Consider the following 20,199-nt stretch of genomic DNA (forward strand, 5'->3'; position numbering starts at 1 on the left):
CTGCCACGCAGGCGCCCGCCGGCCCGGCACCGACGCCGCCGAGCGGCCGGACAATCACACAATTACGCCCTACTGGCCGAGCCTTTCGCCGTCCGTGCGACCGAAGAGCGGGGCGAGGACGAGCTGCGCGGCGCCCTCCGCGACGGGGTACGGGCCCGCGTCCGCCAGTGCGACGTACACGGCATCGTCGCCGATCACCGCGCGGACCCCGCGGACGAACGTCTCCCCGGCCGCGGCGACGGTACGCCCACCGAGCAGGACCTGGTCGACATCTAGCAGCCGTACGAGATTGGCGGCACCGGTACCGAGGACGCGCGCCGCCTCGTCGAGCTCGCCACGGGCGACGGCGGCGAGGCACAGCGCCTCGATACACCCGCGGTTGCCGCAGGAACAGGCGGGCCCGTCGAGCTGGACGACCTGATGGCCGAACTCCCCCGCACCGGTGCGTGCGCCCCGGTGGAGCGTCCCGCCGAGCACGAGCCCGGCGCCCAGGCCCGTACCGAGGTGGAGATACGCGAACGACTCCGCGGCTTCAGAAACCGAATCGGAACCGGAAACCGAATCGGAACCGGAAACGGAACCGGAACCGGAGTCCTGTGAACCCGTCGGCCGTCCGCGCAGTGCGAGCCCGAGCGCGGCGGCGTTGGTGTCCTTGTCCAGGACGACCGTCAGCCCGAGCCGCTCCCCCAGCTCCGCCCGGAGCGGAACTCCCTCCCACCTCGGCGCCCCGGTCACGCGGCCCGGCACCCCGCTCCAGTGGTCCAGCGGTCCAGGCATCCCGACCCCGACGCCCAGCACCCTCTCCGTCTCGTGGTCCAGTTCGTGCTCCAGCAGGGCCCGGACCTCGTCCGTCGCCGCCGCGACGACGTCCGGCACCGAACCGCTCAGGTCCAGCGGCCGGGTGCGCGACGCGACGACCGTGCCGGCGAGGTCGACGAGTACCGCCGTCAGCTCGTCGCGATCGAGTTGCAGGCCCACCGCGTGGGCCGCGGACGGGACGAGGCGCAGGACGGTGCGGGGTTTGCCCCCGGTCGAGGCACGGCGGCCCGCCTCGGTCGCCAGTCCCTCCGCCCGCAGCCTCGCCGTGATCTTGCTGACGGCCTGGGGCGTGAGCCCGGTGCCCTCGGCGAGCTCCAGCCGGCTGATCCCGTCGCGGTCGGCCACCCTCAGCAGATCCAGCACCAGCGCCGCGTTGTGGCTGCGCAGCACCGGGAGGTTCGCACCCGTGTTGGTCCTCTTCACCCCGCCATTGTCCTGCGCGCTTGCGCTTTGGCAACAGCGTTGCTTAAGTGGATGTCATGACAGGCACCGGCATCGGCTCCCCCATCCGCGTAGGACTCGTCGGCTACGGCCTCGCGGGCTCCGTGTTCCACGCCCCGCTGATCGCCGCCACCGAGGGCCTCGTCCTCGACACGATCGTGACGTCGAACGAGGAGCGCCGCGAGCAGGCCCGTGCCGAGTTCCCCGACGTCCGCTTCGCGGCCACGTCCGACGAGCTGTGGGAGCACGCCGGCGATCTCGACCTCATCGTGATCGCGTCCCCGAACAAGACGCATGTCCCGGTCGCCACCGCCGCCCTCATGGCCGGCCTCCCCGTCGTCGTGGACAAGCCGCTCGCCGGCACCGCCGCCGCCGCACGCGAACTCGCCGCCCTCGCCGACAAGCGGGGCCTGCTGCTCTCCGTCTTCCAGAACCGCCGCTGGGACAACGACTTCCTCACCCTCCGCGGGCTCCTCGCGGACGGCGAACTCGGCGATGTGCAGCGCTTCGAGTCCCGTTTCGAGCGCTGGCGTCCCCAGCTCAAGGGCGGCTGGCGCGAGTCCGGCGCCCCGGAGGAGATCGGCGGTCTCCTCTACGACCTGGGCAGCCATGTCGTCGACCAGGCGCTGGTCCTCTTCGGCCCGGCGGTCCAGGTGTACGCGGAGTCGGACGCACGCCGCCCGGGTGCCGAGACCGACGACGACACGTTCATCGCCATCACGCACGCGAACGGCGTCCGCTCCCACCTGTACATGAGCGCCACCACCGCCCAGCTCGGCCCGCGCTTCCGCGTCCTCGGCTCGGCCGCCGGCTATGTGAAGTACGGCCTCGATCCGCAGGAGGCCGCGCTCCGCGACGGCAAGCGCCCCGGTCCCGGTCTGCCGTGGGGCACGGAACCGCAGTCGCTGTGGGGACGTATCGGCTCGGGCGAGTCGCCGCTGACCGGCGGGGGACGTCCCGTCGAGACCCTGCCCGGCGACTACCCGGCGTACTACGCGGGCATCGCCGCCGCCCTGCGCGACGGCACCGCTCCGCCGGTCACCGCATACGAGGCCGCTGACGCCCTCGACGTCCTGGAGGCGGCCCGCCGCTCCGCCCGCGAGGGCGTCACCGTGAGGATCGGCTCATGAGCGGCGGCACCACGGACCCGGGTCTCACCGGCGTCGCCGCGCTCGAGGAGCAGGAACTGCGCCTGACGCTGCCCCGCTTCACGTACGACGACGCGTGGGCTCTCGGCTCGATGCTCGTCGAGCTGGCGCGCGAGCGGAACGCGCCGGTCGCGATCGACATCCGGCGCGGCGCGCAGCAGCTCTTCCACTGCGCCCTGGCCGGGTCGTCGGCGGACAACGACGCGTGGATCGACCGCAAGCGCCGGGTCGTCGAGCGCTACGGCGAGAGCTCGTTCCTCGTCGGCAGCCGCTTCCGCGCGAAGGGGACGACGTTCGAGGAGTCGTCCCGCCTCGATCCCGACCGGTACGCGGCGCACGGCGGATCGTTCCCGATCCGCGTCGAAGGCGCCGGTGTCATCGGCACGGTCACGGTCTCCGGCCTCCCGCAGGCCGAGGACCACGCGATGGTGGTGGAGGCGCTGGATCGCCTCCTCGCCACCTGACCCGCGGAGGGGGTGAATCCCCCGCACCCCCTCCGCGGTTCCTCCTCGGCACGTCTCGCCGCCCCTACGCGTCCTTCAACTCCTGGCGCTGGCGGCCGAGTCCCTCGATCTCCAGCTCGACGACATCCCCTGCCCGCAGGTACGGCTTCGGGTCGGGCTGTCCGAGGGCCACACCCGCCGGCGTACCGGTGTTGATGACATCTCCCGGGTACAGGGCCATGAACTGGCTGACGTACCGCACCACTTCGGCCACCGGGAAGATCTGGTCCGCGGTGGAGCCGTTCTGCTTCAGCTCACCGTTGACCCAGAGCTTGAGGGACAGCGCCTGCGGGTCCGGCACTTCGTCCCGCGTCACGAGCCAGGGGCCCAGCGGGTTGAACGTCTCGCAGTTCTTGCCCTTGTCCCATGTGCCTCCGCGCTCGATCTGGAACTCCCGCTCCGACACGTCGTGCGCGACCGCGTATCCCGCGATGTGCGCGAGAGCCTCGTCATGGGACTCCAGGTAGCGGGCGGTACGTCCGATGACCACCGCGAGCTCGACCTCCCAGTCCGTCTTCTCGCTCGTGCGGGGTACGAGCACGGTGTCGTTCGGACCGACGACCGTGTCCGCGGCCTTGAAGAAGACGACGGGCTCGGCGGGAGTCGCGGCACCGGTCTCCGCCGCGTGGTCGTGGTAGTTCAGCCCGATGCACACGACCTTGCCGATGCGGGCGAGCGGTGGCCCTACGCGCAGCCCGGTCGCGTCGAGCACCGGCAGCTCGCCGGCCTCGGCCGCCGAGCGGATCCGGCCGAGCGCGGCATCGTCGGCGAGCAGCGCCCCGTCGATGTCCGCGACGAGTCCCGACAGGTCACGGAGCGTCGTCCCGTCCTGGTCGAGCAACGCCGGACGTTCCGAACCCGCCGTACCGACACGCAGCAGCTTCATCTTTCTTCTCCCTGTGGTCGAGGTGGCCCCGGCTGAGGAGTCCCCGCCGTGCGGCGGAGGGGATGTGCGGATCATCGAGGATTGGCTGATCCTCCAAGAGTTCAGATCACCCCGCAAGACCCCGTTCACAACCTGGACCGTTACCCGGCGGTAGCCAGAGCACCGGCCACGGGCACGTCCCGGTAGAGGAACACCCGCTCCACCGCGCTCCAGGTGGTGCTGGTGACGACGTAGAGCCCGGCGGCGAGCGGCACGACGCCGACGGTGATCAGCGTGGCGAACGAAAGCAGCGGCATCACCCTCATCACCGCGCCCATCCCGGGCACTTGCTGCTCCGCCTGCGCCAACTGCCCCTGCCCCTGCCCCTGCCCCTGCCCGGAGGACGCGAGCTGCCGCCTCGTGCGTACGTACGTGAACGTGGCCACGACGCCGACGATCACGAAGAGCGCCGCGAACACCAGCCCCGCCTGTCCGAGCAGCCCTCCGTCACCGAGCGCCTCCACCCACCTGCCGCCGAGGGGGGCGCCGAGCAGACTGTGCCCGAGCAGCTCGTTCGCCTCGCCACCGATCTCCCGGCTGGAGAACAGGTGGTACATGAGGAAGAACGCCGGCAGCTGGAGCAGACCGGGCAGACACCCCGACAGCGGCGAGACCTTCTCCTTCGCGTGCAGCTCAAGGACCGCCTGCTGCAGCCGATCGGGGTTCTTGCCGTGCTTCTTGCGAAGCTCGGCGATCTGCGGTGCGAGCCGGGTGCGCGCCTTCTGCCCGCGGGCGGCCGCACGCGAGAGGGGATGAACGGCGAGCCGTACCAACGCCGTGAACAGGACGATCGCCGCGGCGGTGGCCGAGCCCTGGAAGAGGGGCTGGACCAGGTCGGCGAGCTGCCCGACCAGCGAAGCGAACAAGGACATGAAGAAGGAGAAAGCGAATGCGAGCGCGGACATGGAGGCCCTCCGGGTCTCGTCGTGCCGGGAAGCGAACAGACAAGTCGGCATGACGACCCGCGAAGGGGCACAGAGACAGAGGGAGTGAGGTGTCGCCCCTACGCGGCCGTCGTCGAGGGACGGCCGGGGGCTCGGGGCCTGCTACGGCCCGCCGCGTCGGGATCGCGCTGCGGCAGGAACGCCGTGCGCTGCTCGCGGTCGCGTATCGCCGTTCGTATGCGGGTGGGCGGCACGCGCGGCACCGACTGCGAGAGGATCAACGCGCAGGCGACGAGCGCGGCGCCGGCCGCCGCGGTGGCGGCGAGGGCGACGGCGGTGGACAGGCCGATGCCTTCGGCCACGAACACTTCGACGAGCACGAAGAGCAGGAGGGCGAGCGGCTGCAGCAGGCGCCAGGTGCGTCCGGCCATGCGTCCCTCTCCTCTCCGTGCCTCGCTCCGCCTCGCGCCGAGCGATCCCGTACCAGCGATACGAACCTTCATTCGTTATACACGACCGAAATCGCCGCCGGGTTCCCTGTGGACAACCCGGCCGATCCCTTGAGGGACAACCCGGTCGATCCCTTGGTGGACATCCCGGCCGCGCGATGCGCGCACCCCTCTCCGGACGCTCACACGCGTTCCGGATCGAGCGGCTCCAGCAGTCGGCGCGGCCGCAGCAGCGAGCGGCTGACCGGGTCGGCGGGGTCCAGGTCGAGGCCCGGTCCCGGCCGCATCTCCACCTCCGCGGGCGCGACGCCGGTCCCGCAGGCCGGGCACTCGCCGTACGCACCGAGCTCCGTACCGCACGCCGCGTGCAGGAAGATCCTCATCTGCCGGGCTCCGGGCAGCCCTCGCCCCCACAGCCCGAGCGAGCGCAGGACGGGCCAGAGGGCGAGGCCGCGCTCGGTGAGGACGTACTCGTCACGCGGCGGGGACTCCTGGTAGCGGCGCTTCTCCAGCACCCCGGCGCCGATGAGCGCCTGCAGCCGGCCGGCCAGGACGGCACGCGGGGCGCCGAGGTGGACCAGGAAGTCGTTGTACCGGCGCACGCCGTAGAACGCGTCCCGCACGACGAGCAGCGTCCACCGCTCGCCGATGATCTCCAGCGCGCGGGCGATGGAGCACTGCTGCGCGGCGTAGTCCTTGCCCAGAGCCATGACGCCAGCCTAACAGCCTAGGTTCACTGACCGAACCTACCGTGTTAGGGTCGCCGTACGAGCAGGTTCATTCATCGAACTTTGAATTGCCGCGGTACACGAGCTCTCGACCCGAGGACCCTGATGGCACGCCCGATGCGGCCCATAGCCACGCCCGCCCCCACGCCGTCCGCACCCGCGGCGCCCGCCCCCACCGCGCCGCCGAATCCCACGCCGCCGCCCGCGGCCAAGGGAACCGAGGAGGCCGAGCGGGCCCGACCCGGCGTGACACTCGCCGTCACCAGCGCCGCGACGACCGTCGCGCTGATGAACTACACCGCGCCGATGCTCACGCTCCCCGCCATGACGGCAGCGTTCGGAACCCCGCCCTCCGCCCAGGCATGGCTGCTCAACGGCACCCCGCTCGGTCTCGCCGCCCTCCTCCTCGTCGCGGGCAGCCTCGCCGACGACTACGGCCGCCGCCGCGTCTTCGTCGCCGGCACGCTCGCGCTCGGCCTCACCACCGGGATCGGCGCGTTCGCCGACTCGACCCTGACCTTCACCCTCGCCCGTATCGCCCAGGGCGCCGCGAGCGCCGCGATCCTCGCCAGCAGCCTCGGTCTGCTCGTCCACGCCTTCCCGGCCGGGCCCGCGAGGATCAGGGCGACCGGGGTGTGGGGTGCGTTCGTCAGCGCCGGAATCGCGCTCGGCCCGCTGATCGCCGGTGCGCTCGCCACCGTCGAATGGCGCCTCGCCTACGGCGTCCTCGCCGTCATCGCGCTCGCGACCGGTGCCGTCGCCTCCCGCACCCTCGCCGAATCCCGCGCACCCCGCGGCGGCCGCCCCGACCTGCCCGGAGCACTCGCCCTCGGGCTCTCACTGGCCACGCTGCTCACCGCCCTGACCCTCGGCCGCGACGGCTGGCTCCGCGCACCGGTCGGCTTGCTGGCCGCCGCTTCGGTGGCCCTGCTCGCCCTCTTCGTCCTGGTCGAGCGCAGGAGCACGGCCCCGATGATCGACCTCGGACTGTTCCGTCGCCGGCCGTTCCTCGCCGCGTCGTCGGGCGCGCTGTTCACGGGCCTGGCCGTGATCGGCCTGTTCAGCTACCTCCCGGCGATACTCCAGCAGGCGGGGATGTCGGCTCTCGGCACCGCGTGGCTGTTCCTGCTCTGGTCCGGTACGGCGTTCCTGGTCGCCCTCCAGACCAAGCGGCTGGCGGGCCGTGTCGGCGCCCGGCACCAACTGGCCCTGGGCTTCGCCCTGTCCGCGGCCGGCGTTCTCGCCATGCTCGGAACCGTGTCCTCCACCGACGACGGCCGGGCGCGACTGCTGCTGGGCCTCGCCGTGGCCGGGGTGGGCAGCGGTCTGCTGAACGCCGCGCTGCCCCGCCTCGCCGTCGAGTCCGTACCCCCGGAGCGCGCGGCCATGGGCTCGGGCGCCAACAACACGGCCCGCTACATCGGTTCCGCCGCGGGCGTGGCCCTGACGATCGCGGTCTCCACGGCGGGCACGAACACGGCACTGATCGTCTCGACCGGGCTGTCCCTGCTGGGCGCGGTGGTGGTGCTGGCACTGCGGGACGGACGGGAAGCCAAGGGAGCACGCACCCCGTCCACCCGGTAGCCGCCGGGCAGACGGGGCCTCGCGCGCACCGTCAGACGATGCGCGCGGCGCAGATCGGCCGCTGTGCGACGGTGTGCGCGTCCGCCGAGGCGGAGTTGACGCTGAACCGGTACCGCGTGAACTCACCGGTGGCGTTGGAGGCGTAGAACATCATGTGCCCGATGCCGACCCCCTCGTGGTTGTCCTCCGCGACGTCGTTGACCATCCTCGTGTCGGGATACTGCGCGTAGCTCGACAGGCCGTAGACGCCGTGCGGGTCGGCGGTGCTGTCGATGATCTCGACCGCGTACTGGGTCTCGCCGGTGAAGTTCACGGACCCCGAGTGGACGCCCTTGACCTCGCGGACCATCACGATATGACCCGTATTGCCAGGAACCGTTCCGTTGTAGTGCACCGAAATGAGGTCCCCGGGCCGCAGATCGGCGACCTTGCGGATCTTCTTGAACCGCGGACCGGCACCGGCTTGGAAGCCGTCGTGGTAATCGGCGGCCTCCGGGCCCCGGTCATGGAAGTACGTCAGGAAGTAGTCGTCCGTCGCCCACGGATAGGTCTGCCTGAGCACCCTGGTGATGAACGAGGAGCAGCGCGCACGCGCGATCCAGCTCGCCGGGTCGGACGGCGTGCCCCAGACGACCGAGGGCGTCCCCCCGATCTGGTACGTGTTGTTCTGCCGGGCCGTACGCCCGCTCACGACGGACACCTCGTCGGCCGTCAGCGCCCTGCCGTACGCACGCACGTCGCCGATGGCGCCGTTGAAGCGGTTCACCGCGGCGCCGCCCAACTTGGCCCGGCCGACGTTGAATCCCTGGGTGGCGGCCCAGGAGATCGCCGTTTCCGCGCTGCCCCGGAGCTCCCCGTCGACGTACAGATGAATGGCCGCGCCGTCCCACACTCCGGCCAGGTGCGCCCACACACCCGGCTCGGCGGTGGCCGGGGCCACGGCCGACACCTTGGCCGTCTGGCCCTCGTCACGGACCTTGAACGCCCACCCCTGGACGGCGGGCTCGTAACAGAGCAGGAAGCGGCTGCACACGGCTCCGTCCTGGCTCACCCCCGTGTAGAAGTTCGCCGGGTCCGCTCCGCCCGGGGCGGCGTCGGAGAGCCGCATCCAGGCCGAGACCGTGAAGGGGGCGGTGGTGTCGAGCACGGACGTGGTGGCGGCGTACGCCCCGGACGTACCGTCGAAGCTCAGCTCACCGCCGGCCCGCAGCTTCGTCCAGGTGGCGCCCGGCCCCAGGGTGAGGGGCCGCTCGAATCCCGACCGGTCGAATCCCTTGGCGTCCAGCGGCCAGTGGCCGACGAGCCCGTCGGGCAGATGGCCGGCCGCAAGCATGCGCTGGTACTGCACCATCTGCTCGGCCTGCAGGAGGTGCGGAACCGTGAGCGGCGTGAACGGAGTGTCCAGTACTTCCACCGCTGCCGCCGGCCGTGCGCCGTGCGTGACGCCTGCCAGCGCACCCGCACCGACGAGTACCGCCCCGCCCAACAGACCACGTCTGCTCACCATTGCCTGCTCCGTCACATGAGCCGAAAGATCGGCAGAGCATAGGTCTTCGGCGCATTCGGGCCTTCAGCGGGGCCGCATCGACGTGAGCTTCCCCCACACCACGAGCCGGTACTTGGACGTGTACTCGGGCGTGCACGTCGTCAGCGTCACGTAGTAACCCGGCTCGCTGTAGCCGTACCCCGGCTTCACCGCACTCCGCGGCACGGCGGCGATCACGCCGCCGTCGCGCGCGGAGGTCTGCGACAGCCGCTTGTCCACCAGATAGGTGAAAACACCCGTGCGCGTCTCGACCACGATCCTGTCCCCGTTCCGTAGCCGGTTGATGTAACGGAACGGCTCGCCATGGGTGTTGCGGTGCCCCGCGACCGCGAAATTGCCCGCCTGGCCGGGCTGCGCGGTCCCGGGATAGTGGCCGACGTACCCCTTGTCCAGCACGCCCCGCTTGGCGACGCCCTGGGCGACGGGCGCCACGACCCCGAGACGGGGGATGCGGAGCACGGCGTACGCCTGGTCCCAACGGGGTGCGGCGGCCCGGTTCGACCGGCGGCCGCCGCCGTCCTGCTGCGCCGGCTTCGCTGTGCTGCTCCCGGCGTCGGCCTCCGGGGCCACATCAGCGGCTCCGGCCCCGGCCTCAGGGGCAGCGGTCTCCCCCCACTCCCTCTCGAGCGCCTGGACCTGCCGTTCGGCGCCCTCCTTGGCCTGCCGGTTGGTCCACCACAGCTGGTGGACGACGAGGAGCAGCACGACCACGCCAAGGGTCACGGTGATCTCGGCGGTCGCCCACAGCCCGCGGGCGAGCGCCACCCGCCCAGGTCGCCGCCCCCGCTGGACGACCACAGGAATCCGCTCAAGCATCCGCTCCCGCACGGCCCGCACGATAAGGGCAGCCCCTCCAAGTGACCAGGCCCCTGCGGAGCCCCGTACAGCAGTACGGTGTGCTGCATGCGCCCCGACACGCCTGCCGACCACACCGCCGAAGCCGAGCGCCTGCTGCGCACCGCGGAGCAGTACCCGGAGGACCGTGAGCCGCTGCTGCTCCAGGCCGCGGCCCATCTGGAGCTCGCGACCGACCGCGCCCGCGCGACCGGCCTGTACGACCGCCTCCTCGCCGAAGCCCCGGAGAACGTCCACCTGATCAAGGCACTCCAGGCGGCCAACCTGTGGGAGTACGGCCACGAGGCGGAGGCCCGCGCGATCATCGACGGCATCCGCGCGGCCGCCCCCGACGATGCGGCACCGTGGGAGATCGTCGCCGAGACCCTGGAGGCCCACGACGAGCTCGACGCGGCCCACTCCACCTTCACGGCGGCTGTCACGCGCCTCGTCGACCCGGACGACGAGATCTCCTACCCCGCGCAGTCCCTCCTCACGGGCCGCCACCGCGTCCGCCGCCTCCTGGGCCTGCACCACGACGACTGGGACGGCCTCGCGGACCGCCTCCACAGCGCGGCCGTCCCCCTCGACGAGCTCCACGACCCCAAGCGCCTCTGGGCCCTCGGCTCCTCGGACCCCAGCGAACTGCGCGCCGAGATCGACCGTCTCCGCTCCGAGCTCGGCACCTACCGCGCGGCCCTCTCCCGGCCCTTCCCGGTCGCGGTCCTCCACTGGCCGGCCCCCGAACTCGCCGAACTCCTCGCCGCGTACCCCTCACTGAGCGCCGAGTACCCCACCCACGAGACCCACCTCACCGCCATCGAGTCCGCCCTGCGCGACCTCGCCTCCACCGGCACGGGCAACCTCGGCATCGTCACGGGCACGGTCCCCTCCTACGAGGCCTTCGCGGCCTCCGAGGCCGCCTCCCCCGCGGACCCGAACCTCCTGCCCCAGTACGCCACCACCCTGGCGGCCCGCGGCCGCGCACTCCCCTGGCCCCCGGCGCGGGGCGCGGCGTGCTGGTGCGGGTCGGGGGCGGCGTACGGGGAGTGCCACGGGGCTCCGGAGGCCTGATCTGTCTGTCGGTGAAGCCTGGTATCACTGGAAGAGTCTGACGGGGAGGGAAAACAGTGACGGGTTCCATCGACGCCAATCAGCCAGTTGCCGGTCTTTACGAGCAGCTGATCACCTTGCGGCTGGAAAACCAGCTCAAGAGTCTCAACGCCAGCGGTCGTTGGCACGCCATCGATGACGAGGTGGGGCCCGAGTCAGCACCTCACGTCATCGCGCACCATGTCGCGGAAACCATGAGGCGCGTGCTGGAACGGCTGCCATCGGCAGAACGCGTGCACGCGGCCAACCACATCCTCGAGTCGATGAACACCATCGAAGGCGCTCGCGAGTGGGTGGATCTGGTCGCGGATGGCCCACGTCAATTGCTCGCTATCGCCGAGCAAAAGGCCAAGGGTGTGTACGCGATCCGCCCCGCGACGCCTCTGTCCGAAACCGCGCTCATCACCAACTCTCCGGAAGACCCGAGCCTCGGATTTGAACTGCGAGCAGAGCTGGCGACTGCTGACCGTGTGGACCTGCTCTGCGCCTTCGTGAAGTGGCACGGGCTCCGAGTCATTGAGCAATCCCTTGAGGCCGCTCACGCTCGCGGCGTTCCGATTCGTGTCATCACCACCACCTATATCGGCGCCACAGAGCGACGAGCCTTGGACAGACTCGTCCAGAAGTTCAAGGCGGAGGTGAAGATCAACTACGAGCTGCGGTCCACACGCCTCCACGCCAAAGCATGGCTATTCCGCCGCAACAGCGGATATGACACGGCGTACGTGGGCAGCTCCAACCTGTCGAAGGCCGCGCTCCTCGATGGTCTGGAGTGGAATGTCCGCCTCTCCTCCATCGCCACTCCGGACGTGCTGCGCAAGTTTGAAGCGACCTTCGATTCCTACTGGAGCGAGTCGTCCTTCGAGCTGTACGACCCCCATCGTGATGCCACACGCCTCGACGACGCACTACAACAGGCGGGGCGGGGAACCAGCAGCAGCGACGGTCGTCACATCACGCTCTCCGGGCTGGAGGTGCGTCCGTATCCGCATCAACGCGACATGCTGGAACGGCTTGAGGTGGAGCGCGAAGTCCACGATCGTCACCGGAACCTGTTGGTTGCCGCGACAGGCACCGGCAAGACCGTCATGGCCGCTCTCGACTACAAGCACCTAAGGCAGAAATATGGCCGAGATCTAAAACTGCTGTTCGTCGCCCACCGTCAAGAGATCCTTCGGCAGTCGCTGCGCACCTACCAAGACGTGCTGGTCGACGCCAATTTCGGCGAGGAACTGCACAGCAGCATCGTTCCCGCGGATTGGAAGCACGTCTTCGCCAGCGTCCAGTCACTTAATGCCCGCTCGCTTGAGCGCTTCGCTCCCGACCACTTCGATGTTGTAGTCATCGATGAGTTCCATCACGGGGTGTCGCCTACATATCGACGGATCATCGATCACTTCACCCCCCGTGAGCTGCTCGGCCTGACTGCCACGCCGGAACGGATGGATGGCCGCAACGTTCAAGACGAGTTCTTCGACGGTCGGATCGCAGCCGAGATGAGGCTTTGGGAGGCGCTTGAGAATGACCTGTTGAGCCCGTTTCACTACTTCGGCGTCACTGACAACACCGACATGAGCGCCATCACCTGGAAGCGTGGCTCCTACGATGCGTCGGCACTCAGCAGCCTGTTCACTGGCAATGACGCCCGGGCCCGCCTCGTGGTTCAGGCCGTCATGGACAAGGTCACTGACCCTGGTTCCATGCGCGCCCTGGGCTTCTGCGTGTCCGTGCCGCACGCCCATTTCATGGCCGACTTCTTTCGGCGTGCCGGTCTGAACGCTGTCGCGCTGTCTGGCGAGACACCTCGCGATGACCGCAAGGCGGCACTCGATGCACTGAGGTCAGGTAGCTTGCAGGTTATCTTCTCGGTCGACCTCTTCAACGAGGGTCTTGATATCCCGGACGTCGACACGCTCCTCTTGCTGCGCCCGACATCGAGCGCCACTGTCTTCCTTCAACAACTCGGACGCGGACTCCGACGGACGGAGAGCAAGGCAGTGCTCACCGTGCTGGACTTCATCGGCCAGCACCGTAGGGAGTTCCGGTTCGAAGAGCAGTTCCGAGCCTTGACCAATCTGACACGAAACCGGCTGCTGACGAACATCGAGCATGGCTTCCCTCAGCTTCCTTCCGGCTGCCAAATCGTCCTTGAGCCCAAGGCCAGGGACCTCATCATCGACAACATCCGCAGTCAGATCAGCGTCAACGTCACGCAGCTTGCGCGTGAGGTCAGCCAGTACGGCGAGCCTCAGCTCTCGGATTATCTCAAGGAGAGCGGCCGCGAAATCAAGGAGATCTACCGTGGCAACGGCAGCTCTTGGACCGGACTTCTCCGCCGAGCCAAGCTCCTGGTCGAAACTGCCCCGGAAGGCGAAGAGGCCCTCCTCAAGCGAGTCTCCGCGTTCCTCCACGTCGACGACCCTCAGCGATTCGCGGCGTACACACAACTTCTCGTGGACGATGCCCCCGCCTACAACGACCTTAGCGAGCGGGAGCAGGGGTACGCGCGCATGCTCTACTTCTCGCTGTGGCCTCTCGGCGGATTCGCCACATACCAGGAGGCGCTGGACTCGCTACGTCCGCACCACGCCTTCCGGAGCGAACTCCGCCAGGTTCTCGCACACGCCATAGACCGCGCAGACCACGTCCCGGTCCCCTTCCTTGGCGATCTTGCCGAACTCCCCCTTACAGTCCACGCCTCATACAGCCGCGAGGAGATTCTCCCCGCCCTCGGCCAGTCCTTCATCGGCGGCTTCATGCCTGGCCACTTCCGTGAGGGCGTGAAGTGGTGCGAAAGCATCCAGACCGACGCGCTCCTGATCACCTTGGAGAAGGACGAGAAGGACTTCTCGCCTCAGACGCGCTACCGGGACTACGCCATGAGCGACTCCTTGTTCCACTGGGAGTCCCAGAATCAGACGTCCGACACCTCTCCAACGGGTGTCCGCTACCAGACCCACGCAAAGCAAGGCACTCACGTTCTACTCTTCGCCCGCCGCTACAAGAAGACCGACATCGGCGGGCCCCAACCGTGGATGCTCTTGGGCCCTGCCGACTACGTCGATCACAAGGGCAGCAAGCCGATGGGTATCAAGTGGAAGCTCCGGCACGAGATTCCCGCCGACGTCTGGACCTACTCGACCATCGCCGCAGGCTAACTCCTTGCCGGCGACGTCACGGTCGCTGTCTGGCCTCGTGAGGCTCGGGATTCGGGTCGGCTCCACCGCTAGTCCAGGCCGGGCATCGCTTCAGAGGCATGCCTCAAGACTCGCTTGGGCTTCGTCGAGCGCGAAGTCGACATCAGACCCGTGAGCGACGAGCCAGTGGAGGAGGTCGGCGATGAGGCGAATCGCCGCCTTCTCCGCGATCCTCACACTAAGCCGCCTGCCGCCCAACATCTCAGGAGAACCGCACATCTGGTACAGCATCAGCAGAGCTTCGGTCTCATCCACTCGATGACCGCCCCCATGCCCATCAGGGGCGAGGAGGTTAGTGGCCAGCTCGCACCACGTGATCTTGGAGTCCGGGCGCAGCGCAACTCCCCAGCGTTCGGCCATGGCATCCACGAGGGCCATGCCTCGGCCGGCCTCGTCGTCGGCCTGCGCCGACATGAGCGCGGGGAGGGCGCGCGTGTCTGGGTCCTCGACCTCGATGCGGAGGTTCGTTCCGCTCATCGAGACCCTGAGTGTCGTGGGTGTCTCGGGGCCAACGTGACGGACCACGTTCGCGACGAGTTCGGTCACACAGAGCTGAGCCGCGTCCACGAGCTCCGGGAGACCCCATAAAGAGAGCTGCAGACGCATGACGCGCCGCAGCCCGCCGAGCTCCCGAGCCTCAGCCAAGAACGGGAGTTCCCAAGCCTTGCGCGGCACTTCACAGCGGCACTCGTTCATCTCTGCCAAACCTCCAGTGGATTGCCGTCGTCGCCTTGCGTAGCCTCTCGCCTCTTCAGCGTGACATCGGAACTTCCAAAATGGAACCCTCACGAACGCCTCGAGGGAGCACGAGAGAGGCAGCGCGCCCCTGGCGTACGCCGTCTTGTCTGCGCAGCCCCGGCGCATGCACGCTCGTTGAGATCGACAAACGGAGGGCCTTGACCATGGCAGTTGGACCGACCACCCGCAGGCGCCAGTTGGGCGCGGATCTCCGTCGCCTACGGGAGCGCAAGGGCCTCACCCTTGAAGAGGCAGGTGCGCTCGTCGGGATCTCGAAGGCGACGTTGAGTCGGTACGAGAAGAAGGAAGGAACCGTCAAGTGGCCTGCGGTGGATGCGCTTTGTCGCGAGTACGGTGCCTCCGAACAGGAGCGTAAGACCCTCGTTGAGCTGGCCAAGGGCGCCAAGATCCAGGGATGGTGGCGATCCCTCGCCGATCCGATCCCCGAGTCGATGAACCTCATGCTGACGCTGGAAGACGAGGTTGTGCGGGAGGACCACTTCGCCTGCATGTACGTCCCAGGGCTGCTCCAGACGCGCGCATACGCCGAGGCAGTCCATCGCGCGTCTGAGATGCGGTGCGGCGAACAAGAGATCGCGCACATGGTGGACATCCGTATGAAGCGGCAGGAGCTGCTGACGAGAGAGGATCCCCCACACATCTGGGCCGTCATCGACGAGGCCGTCATTCGGCGCTTGGTTGGTGGGCGCGCAGCCATGTGTGAGCAGCTGGAGCACTTGAGCTCGCTGGCGGAGGAGCCTCACATCACCGTCCAGGTACTGCCGTTCGCCAGTGGGGCACATGCCGCGGCCGTTGGCAGCTTCGTGGTTCTGGGCGGACCCGCGCCGGAGCTCGATGTGGTGTACGTCGACATCATCGGCGGTGGTCTCTTCATGGAGAAGCCCGAGGAGCTGGAGCGCTATAAGTTGGCGTTCGAATACTTGCGCGCGCAGGCGTTGGACATCCCGTCGTCGGTCGCGCTCCTCGATCAGGCTTGCAGGGAGCTGTAATGGATCGCGACGACATCCAGTGGTTCAAGTCCTCGTACAGCGGTGGCAGCGGCACGGAGTGCGTAGAGGTTGCCCGCATAGCCGGAGGAACCGCCGTTCGGGACAGCAAGGATCCTCTGGGGCCCCTCCTCGCGTTCCCCGCCAGGGCATGGAATGGCTTCACTGGTGCTCTACGGGACGGCGACATCAGTTAGCGATGCCGTTGGACGGGCGCGGACGCCGATCAGGTGCTATGAGGCCCGCGCGGGTGGTGGGTCCCCGGGTGGGGTCGTAGCGTCGATACAGGAGCAACCTCAGGGAGGAGGTCCGGCGCAGCGCTGGCCGGCGGGCGCTCTGCGTGCGTGGAGCGGTTCGCGTGGCGGTCAGGTGGGCTCGGGGAGAGACGGCTGGGAGCAGATATGCAGAGACTCAAGCTGAAGGCAGCGGCCCTGGTGTACGCCGCGGCGTCGCTCGCAGTGGCCGTTGTGCCGGCATCCGCTTCCGCTTCCCCGGCGCAGGAGCCACGGGGTGACGTCGTGGTCATCGACTGTTTCTCGAAGCCGCAGGTACGGCCCAGCGACTTCCTCATCGCGTGCGGGGACGGCAACAGCGGCCTCACCCAGCTGAAGTGGACGAACTGGGGGCAGACGACCGCGACGGGACGTGGGCTCAACTTCGTCAACGACTGCAAGCCCTACTGCGCCGCCGGCAAGTTCCACTCGTATCCCGTGGAGGTCACGCTGGAGCAGCCGAAGCCCTGGCCCAAGGACCCAGGTCAGCAGCGTTACACGCAGATGCGCCTCGTGTTCACCGACGGCAGGCCGGCTCACCTCGCGGAGGACGTGACGTACAAGCTGTGGCCGTGATGTCCGCTCGCGTCGGACGGGGCGCCGGGGCCAGTGGCTCGTACGATCCGGAGTCATGGTGCGCAAGCGCGTAGTGGTCTCCGGATTGGTCCAGGGCGTGTTCTACCGGGACACCTGTCGGCGGGTCGCCGACGAGTACGGAGTGGCCGGGTGGGTGCGGAACCTCGCCGGCGGGGACGTCGAGGCCGTGTTCGAAGGGGAGACGGACGCCGTCGAGACCTTGGTGCGATGGGCCCGGCAGGGGCCGCCCTCGGCTGACGTGCGAGGGGTGGAGGTGCGTGAGGAGGAGCCCGAAGGGCTCACCGGGTTCGAGGTGCGGCACACCCTGAGGGGCGGGAGCAGCTGATGACGCGAAGGCCGGGAGTCCCGCTCCCGGCCTTCGCGCTCTCCTCGTGTGAGGGGGTTCGCTCTCTCCTCGTGAGTGGGGGTGGGTGGGGGTCACATGGCGATGTCCGCCGGCCTGTGGGTATGGCCCTCGACGTCGGACGCCGCGCGGCCGACGAGTTCATGGGCCAGTTCCGAGCAGGCGCGGGCCGCCGCGAGTTCCTCGCCTATCTTCGCGTCCGGGGTGTCGCCCGGGCTGCGCCTTGCGATTCCCGTGCCCTCGACGCCGGGGGCATTGGGGCCGCTGAGGGAGGCCTTGCAGGCGGTGCGCGTTCCGTCTTCCTCGAACGACAAGTCGATGTTCCAGTTCTGCGTCGTCATGACGGGTCACCTTCGCCGTACGGTTCCGTCAGCCCCGGCTTTGTGCGGGGCACTGTCGGTCAGGTGGTGGGGTGTGCCCGCTCCACCAGGTCCTTGAACTGGTGGAGATCCTCCCGGACGGTCCGCTCGATGGCGGAGGACTGGGCAAACCCCTTGGGGCCCCCGAAGGCGTTGTGCGCCTCGCCGGGGTCGTAGTCCATGCGCAGTTGCATCCTCGTGTGGGTCGAGTCGATGGGGAGGAGCGATACGGAGCCGCTGAGGTGCGGGGCCTCCGTGGTCCTCCAGGTCATCGTCTCGTTGGGACGGAGATCCGTGGTGGCGGCGTCGAGCCCGTGGGCCGTGCCGCCGCTGGCCTCCAGGTCCATGTGTACGCCGGAAGCGCCTTCGCGCCGGGCTTCCCGTACGCCTCCGACGAACCGTGGATAGTCCTCGACCTGGTGCAAGTGGTCCCAGACCACGTCACCGGGCGCAGTGATGTCGATCTGTTCCTCGAGAGTGGGCATGACGGTCTCCCTGCCTCTCCTTCCAGGGTGCGTTCCGTGGCGCTTCATCGCAACGGATCCGGCGGCTCCGGAGCGGCCCGGAAGCCTGCCGTCCGCCGCGATCACACATCACGCACCACTCGCCCTTCAGACCTTGCCCGTTGATGCCTCGCGTCGGGGCCGGGACGCCCGGGCGCCCCGGGCCGGGGGCAGGTCCGGTCAAACCGCTCGTTAGGCTCCAGGCAGTCGAAAACGATCGAAGGGGGCATCCCATGGCCAGGATTCCGGCAGCGGCAGTCGCGGCGAGCGGCCTCATCGGGGGCTACGGCGTCGCCCGCTGGACCAGGAAGCGGCCGCTCGGCGGGGTTGCGCTGGCCGCCGCCGGGGCCGTGGCCGCGCGCCAGTGGCAGCAGGAGGCCGGCGGGAAGGCGGCGGCCGGGCTGAGTGCGGCGTACGTCGCCGCGTTCGCCGGGTCGCATCCGCTGGCCAAGAAGCTGGGGGCGTGGCCCGCGGTGTTCACCGTGGCCGGCGGTGTGGCGCTGGCTTCCTGGGCCGTGACCCGGCGGGCCGCCTGAGACTTTGCCCCGAGAGCGTTGAACGGGGACGGCGGCCCGTACGTACGTAAGGGCAACTCCCCCATGGTGGCTGGGCGCGCAACCGGCGGACAGAGTCCGATTGCGCGCCCAGCGCTTCCTCAGCCGCCGAGCGCGTGCGCCACCGTATAGATCAGCAGACCGGCCAGCGCACCGACGACCGTGCCGTTGATACGGATGAACTGCAGGTCGCGGCCGATGTGCGCCTCGATCTTGCGGGAGGTGTGCTCGGCGTCCCAGCTCGCGACCGTGTCGCTGATCAGGGACGTGATCTGCTCGCGGTACGTCGTCACCACATAGACCGCCGCGTCCTCGATCCAGCCCTCCAGCTTCTGCTGCATCCTGCCGTCCGTCGCCAGGCGGGCGCCGAAGGACATCAGGGAGGCGCGGGCGCGCAGCCGCAGTTCGCTGCGCTCGTCCTCGGCCGCCGAAATGATCATGGCGCGTACGGAGGACCAGGCGGAGGCGATGATGTCCTGCACCTCGGGGCGGGACAGCATGTCGGACTTCATGCGCTCGACCCGGGACCGGGTGTCCGTGTCGGCCTGGAGGTCGGAGGCGAAGTCGGCCAGGAAGCGGTCGATCGCGCCGCGCGCGGGGTGGTTGGGGGCGTCGCGCATCTCGGTCACGAAGCGGACCAGTTCCCGGTAGACCCGCTCGCCGACCTTGCGGTCGACGAAGCGCGGGGTCCAGCCCGGGGCTCCGCCCTGGACGGCGTCCATGACGGAGTCGCCGTGCACCGTCAGCCAGTCGTGGGCGCGGGCGCAGATCAGGTCGACGGCACGGTGGTGCGCGCCGTCCGCGACGATCTTGTCGAGGGTCTTGCCGATGCCCGGTGCGATCTCGGCGGTCTCGGCGCGGCGGGTGATGGCCTCGCCGACGACGGCCTGGACGTCGGAGTCCCGCAGGACGGCGAGTGCGCCGCGCAGGGCGGTGGACAGTTCGGCGGTGACGCGGTCGGCGTGCGCGGGCTCGGCGAGCCAGGCGCCCAGTCTGCCGCCGAGGGCGAGGCCGCTGAGGCGGGCCCGTACGACGTCTGCGGAGAGGAAATTCTCCCCCACGAAGGAGCCGAGGGACTCGCCGAGCTGGTCCTTCTTGGTGGGGATGATCGCGGTGTGCGGGATGGGGATGCCGAGGGGGTGCTTGAACAGCGCGGTGACGGCGAACCAGTCGGCGAGCGCACCGACCATGCCGGCCTCGGCGGCCGCGGCGACGTAGCCGGGCCATCCGTCGATTCCCGCGTTCTTCGCCCAGGTGGCGAGGGTGAAGATCAGCGCGACGAGGAGCAGCAGACCTGTGGCCGTGGCCTTCATACGTCGGACGCCGCGGCGCTTCTCCTCGTCGGCGGCGGTGTACGCGAACGAGGCAAGCGGGGCGGGGCGGACGACGGATTCCCCGGGCCGGGCGCCGGACCCTCCGGACCGCCTGCCGAACGGCCGGCCGGTGCTTCTCGGCGGGGTGGCGGAGCCTCCGGGCCGATCGCCCGCATCACGGGTCTGCGTACCGGAGCCCTCGGACCGATCGCCCGCATCACCGGCTCGCGTGCCGCTGCCTCCAGCCCGATCACCCGCACCGGCGGCCCGATCGCCGGAGCCCGCGGGCCGATCGCCCGTACCAGCGGCCCGATCGCCGGAGCCCCCGGCCCGATCGCTCGC

At 69.5% G+C, this 20,199-nt stretch carries 21 protein-coding genes; 10 read left to right on the top strand and 11 right to left on the bottom strand.

Annotated elements, in window-relative coordinates; genetic code table 11:
* Nucleotides 1-69: 69 nt before the first annotated feature.
* Complete coding sequence (locus tag ACIQMR_RS22395; protein ID WP_401389951.1) at nt 70-1,242, bottom strand: ROK family protein; 1,173 nt, start codon at nt 1,240-1,242, stop codon at nt 70-72.
* A 56-nt stretch (nt 1,243-1,298) separates the two neighbouring features.
* On the opposite strand from ACIQMR_RS22395, the gene ACIQMR_RS22400 reads away from it, so the two are divergent.
* Both ACIQMR_RS22400 and ACIQMR_RS22405 read left to right on the top strand, forming a co-directional pair.
* Nucleotides 1,299-2,390, top strand: a complete 1,092-nt coding sequence (locus ACIQMR_RS22400) for a Gfo/Idh/MocA family oxidoreductase (protein WP_401389954.1) — start codon at nt 1,299-1,301, stop codon at nt 2,388-2,390.
* Nucleotides 2,387-2,872: a heme-degrading domain-containing protein gene (locus tag ACIQMR_RS22405; protein WP_401389957.1), complete on the top strand. Its 486-nt coding sequence runs from the start codon at nt 2,387-2,389 to the stop codon at nt 2,870-2,872. The genes ACIQMR_RS22400 and ACIQMR_RS22405 overlap by 4 nt, the downstream gene beginning before the upstream one ends.
* 64 nt (nt 2,873-2,936) lie before the next feature.
* Here ACIQMR_RS22405 and ACIQMR_RS22410 read toward each other — a convergent pair whose 3' ends face one another.
* From ACIQMR_RS22410 to ACIQMR_RS22425, 4 genes are all read right to left on the bottom strand, one after another.
* Entirely contained in the window at nt 2,937-3,797 is an 861-nt protein-coding gene (locus ACIQMR_RS22410) for a fumarylacetoacetate hydrolase family protein (protein WP_401389960.1), read from the bottom strand.
* A gap of 140 nt (nt 3,798-3,937) precedes the next feature.
* Nucleotides 3,938-4,741, bottom strand: a complete 804-nt coding sequence (locus ACIQMR_RS22415; RefSeq protein ID WP_401389963.1) for a YidC/Oxa1 family membrane protein insertase — start codon at nt 4,739-4,741, stop codon at nt 3,938-3,940.
* A gap of 98 nt (nt 4,742-4,839) precedes the next feature.
* A complete protein-coding gene (locus ACIQMR_RS22420) occupies nt 4,840-5,151 on the bottom strand; it encodes a DUF6412 domain-containing protein (protein ID WP_266373877.1) in 312 nt (103 codons plus the stop codon).
* A 200-nt stretch (nt 5,152-5,351) separates the two neighbouring features.
* Entirely contained in the window at nt 5,352-5,879 is a 528-nt protein-coding gene (locus ACIQMR_RS22425) for a winged helix-turn-helix transcriptional regulator (protein ID WP_401389967.1), read from the bottom strand.
* A 123-nt stretch (nt 5,880-6,002) separates the two neighbouring features.
* Between ACIQMR_RS22425 and ACIQMR_RS22430 the strand changes: the two genes are divergently transcribed.
* Nucleotides 6,003-7,481: an MFS transporter gene (locus ACIQMR_RS22430; RefSeq protein WP_401389970.1), complete on the top strand. Its 1,479-nt coding sequence runs from the start codon at nt 6,003-6,005 to the stop codon at nt 7,479-7,481.
* Between the two features lie 31 nt (nt 7,482-7,512).
* Here the strand turns inward: ACIQMR_RS22430 and ACIQMR_RS22435 are convergent, their stop codons facing one another.
* Together ACIQMR_RS22435 and ACIQMR_RS22440 are read right to left on the bottom strand one after the other, a co-directional pair.
* Nucleotides 7,513-8,988, bottom strand: a complete 1,476-nt coding sequence (locus ACIQMR_RS22435; protein ID WP_401389973.1) for a LamG domain-containing protein — start codon at nt 8,986-8,988, stop codon at nt 7,513-7,515.
* Nucleotides 8,989-9,051: 63 nt separating this feature from the next.
* The gene (locus ACIQMR_RS22440) at nt 9,052-9,843 is read right to left on the bottom strand and encodes a class E sortase (RefSeq protein WP_401390315.1); all 792 of its coding nucleotides are present in this window, start codon (nt 9,841-9,843) and stop codon (nt 9,052-9,054) included.
* Nucleotides 9,844-9,930: 87 nt separating this feature from the next.
* Between ACIQMR_RS22440 and ACIQMR_RS22445 the strand changes: the two genes are divergently transcribed.
* Nucleotides 9,931-10,935 carry an SEC-C metal-binding domain-containing protein gene (locus ACIQMR_RS22445; RefSeq protein ID WP_401389976.1) on the top strand — a complete coding sequence of 335 codons (1,005 nt, stop codon included), beginning with the start codon at nt 9,931-9,933 and terminating at the stop codon, nt 10,933-10,935.
* A gap of 56 nt (nt 10,936-10,991) precedes the next feature.
* Nucleotides 10,992-14,132 (top strand): DUF3427 domain-containing protein, encoded by a 3,141-nt coding sequence (locus tag ACIQMR_RS22450; RefSeq protein WP_401389979.1) that lies wholly within the window; start codon nt 10,992-10,994, stop codon nt 14,130-14,132.
* A 90-nt stretch (nt 14,133-14,222) separates the two neighbouring features.
* Here the strand turns inward: ACIQMR_RS22450 and ACIQMR_RS22455 are convergent, their stop codons facing one another.
* The gene (locus ACIQMR_RS22455; RefSeq protein WP_401390317.1) at nt 14,223-14,867 is read right to left on the bottom strand and encodes an ATP-binding protein; all 645 of its coding nucleotides are present in this window, start codon (nt 14,865-14,867) and stop codon (nt 14,223-14,225) included.
* 206 nt (nt 14,868-15,073) lie between these two features.
* On the opposite strand from ACIQMR_RS22455, the gene ACIQMR_RS22460 reads away from it, so the two are divergent.
* The 4 genes from ACIQMR_RS22460 (at nt 15,074) to ACIQMR_RS22475 (ending at nt 17,110) form a co-directional block, all read left to right on the top strand.
* The gene (locus ACIQMR_RS22460; protein WP_401389982.1) at nt 15,074-15,919 is read left to right on the top strand and encodes a helix-turn-helix domain-containing protein; all 846 of its coding nucleotides are present in this window, start codon (nt 15,074-15,076) and stop codon (nt 15,917-15,919) included.
* A complete protein-coding gene (locus ACIQMR_RS22465; RefSeq protein WP_401389985.1) occupies nt 15,919-16,113 on the top strand; it encodes a DUF397 domain-containing protein in 195 nt (64 codons plus the stop codon). The genes ACIQMR_RS22460 and ACIQMR_RS22465 overlap by 1 nt, the downstream gene beginning before the upstream one ends.
* 204 nt (nt 16,114-16,317) lie before the next feature.
* The gene (locus ACIQMR_RS22470; RefSeq protein ID WP_401389988.1) at nt 16,318-16,764 is read left to right on the top strand and encodes a hypothetical protein; all 447 of its coding nucleotides are present in this window, start codon (nt 16,318-16,320) and stop codon (nt 16,762-16,764) included.
* Nucleotides 16,765-16,819: 55 nt separating this feature from the next.
* Entirely contained in the window at nt 16,820-17,110 is a 291-nt protein-coding gene (locus ACIQMR_RS22475) for an acylphosphatase (protein WP_401389991.1), read from the top strand.
* Between the two features lie 92 nt (nt 17,111-17,202).
* Here the strand turns inward: ACIQMR_RS22475 and ACIQMR_RS22480 are convergent, their stop codons facing one another.
* Nucleotides 17,203-17,469 carry a DUF1876 domain-containing protein gene (locus ACIQMR_RS22480; RefSeq protein WP_266373843.1) on the bottom strand — a complete coding sequence of 89 codons (267 nt, stop codon included), beginning with the start codon at nt 17,467-17,469 and terminating at the stop codon, nt 17,203-17,205.
* A 59-nt stretch (nt 17,470-17,528) separates the two neighbouring features.
* On the bottom strand, nt 17,529-17,972 hold the full coding sequence (locus ACIQMR_RS22485; RefSeq protein WP_401389993.1) for an SRPBCC family protein: 444 nt from the start codon (nt 17,970-17,972) through the stop codon (nt 17,529-17,531).
* Nucleotides 17,973-18,223: 251 nt separating this feature from the next.
* Between ACIQMR_RS22485 and ACIQMR_RS22490 the strand changes: the two genes are divergently transcribed.
* Entirely contained in the window at nt 18,224-18,526 is a 303-nt protein-coding gene (locus tag ACIQMR_RS22490) for a hypothetical protein (RefSeq protein ID WP_328725372.1), read from the top strand.
* A 119-nt stretch (nt 18,527-18,645) separates the two neighbouring features.
* Here ACIQMR_RS22490 and ACIQMR_RS22495 read toward each other — a convergent pair whose 3' ends face one another.
* Nucleotides 18,646-19,857, bottom strand: a complete 1,212-nt coding sequence (locus tag ACIQMR_RS22495) for a DUF445 domain-containing protein (RefSeq protein ID WP_401389995.1) — start codon at nt 19,855-19,857, stop codon at nt 18,646-18,648.
* Between the last annotated feature and the right edge of the window lie 342 nt (nt 19,858-20,199).

This window comes from Streptomyces sp. NPDC091376, assembly GCF_044757085.1.
Classification (GTDB): domain Bacteria; phylum Actinomycetota; class Actinomycetes; order Streptomycetales; family Streptomycetaceae; genus Streptomyces; species Streptomyces pratisoli.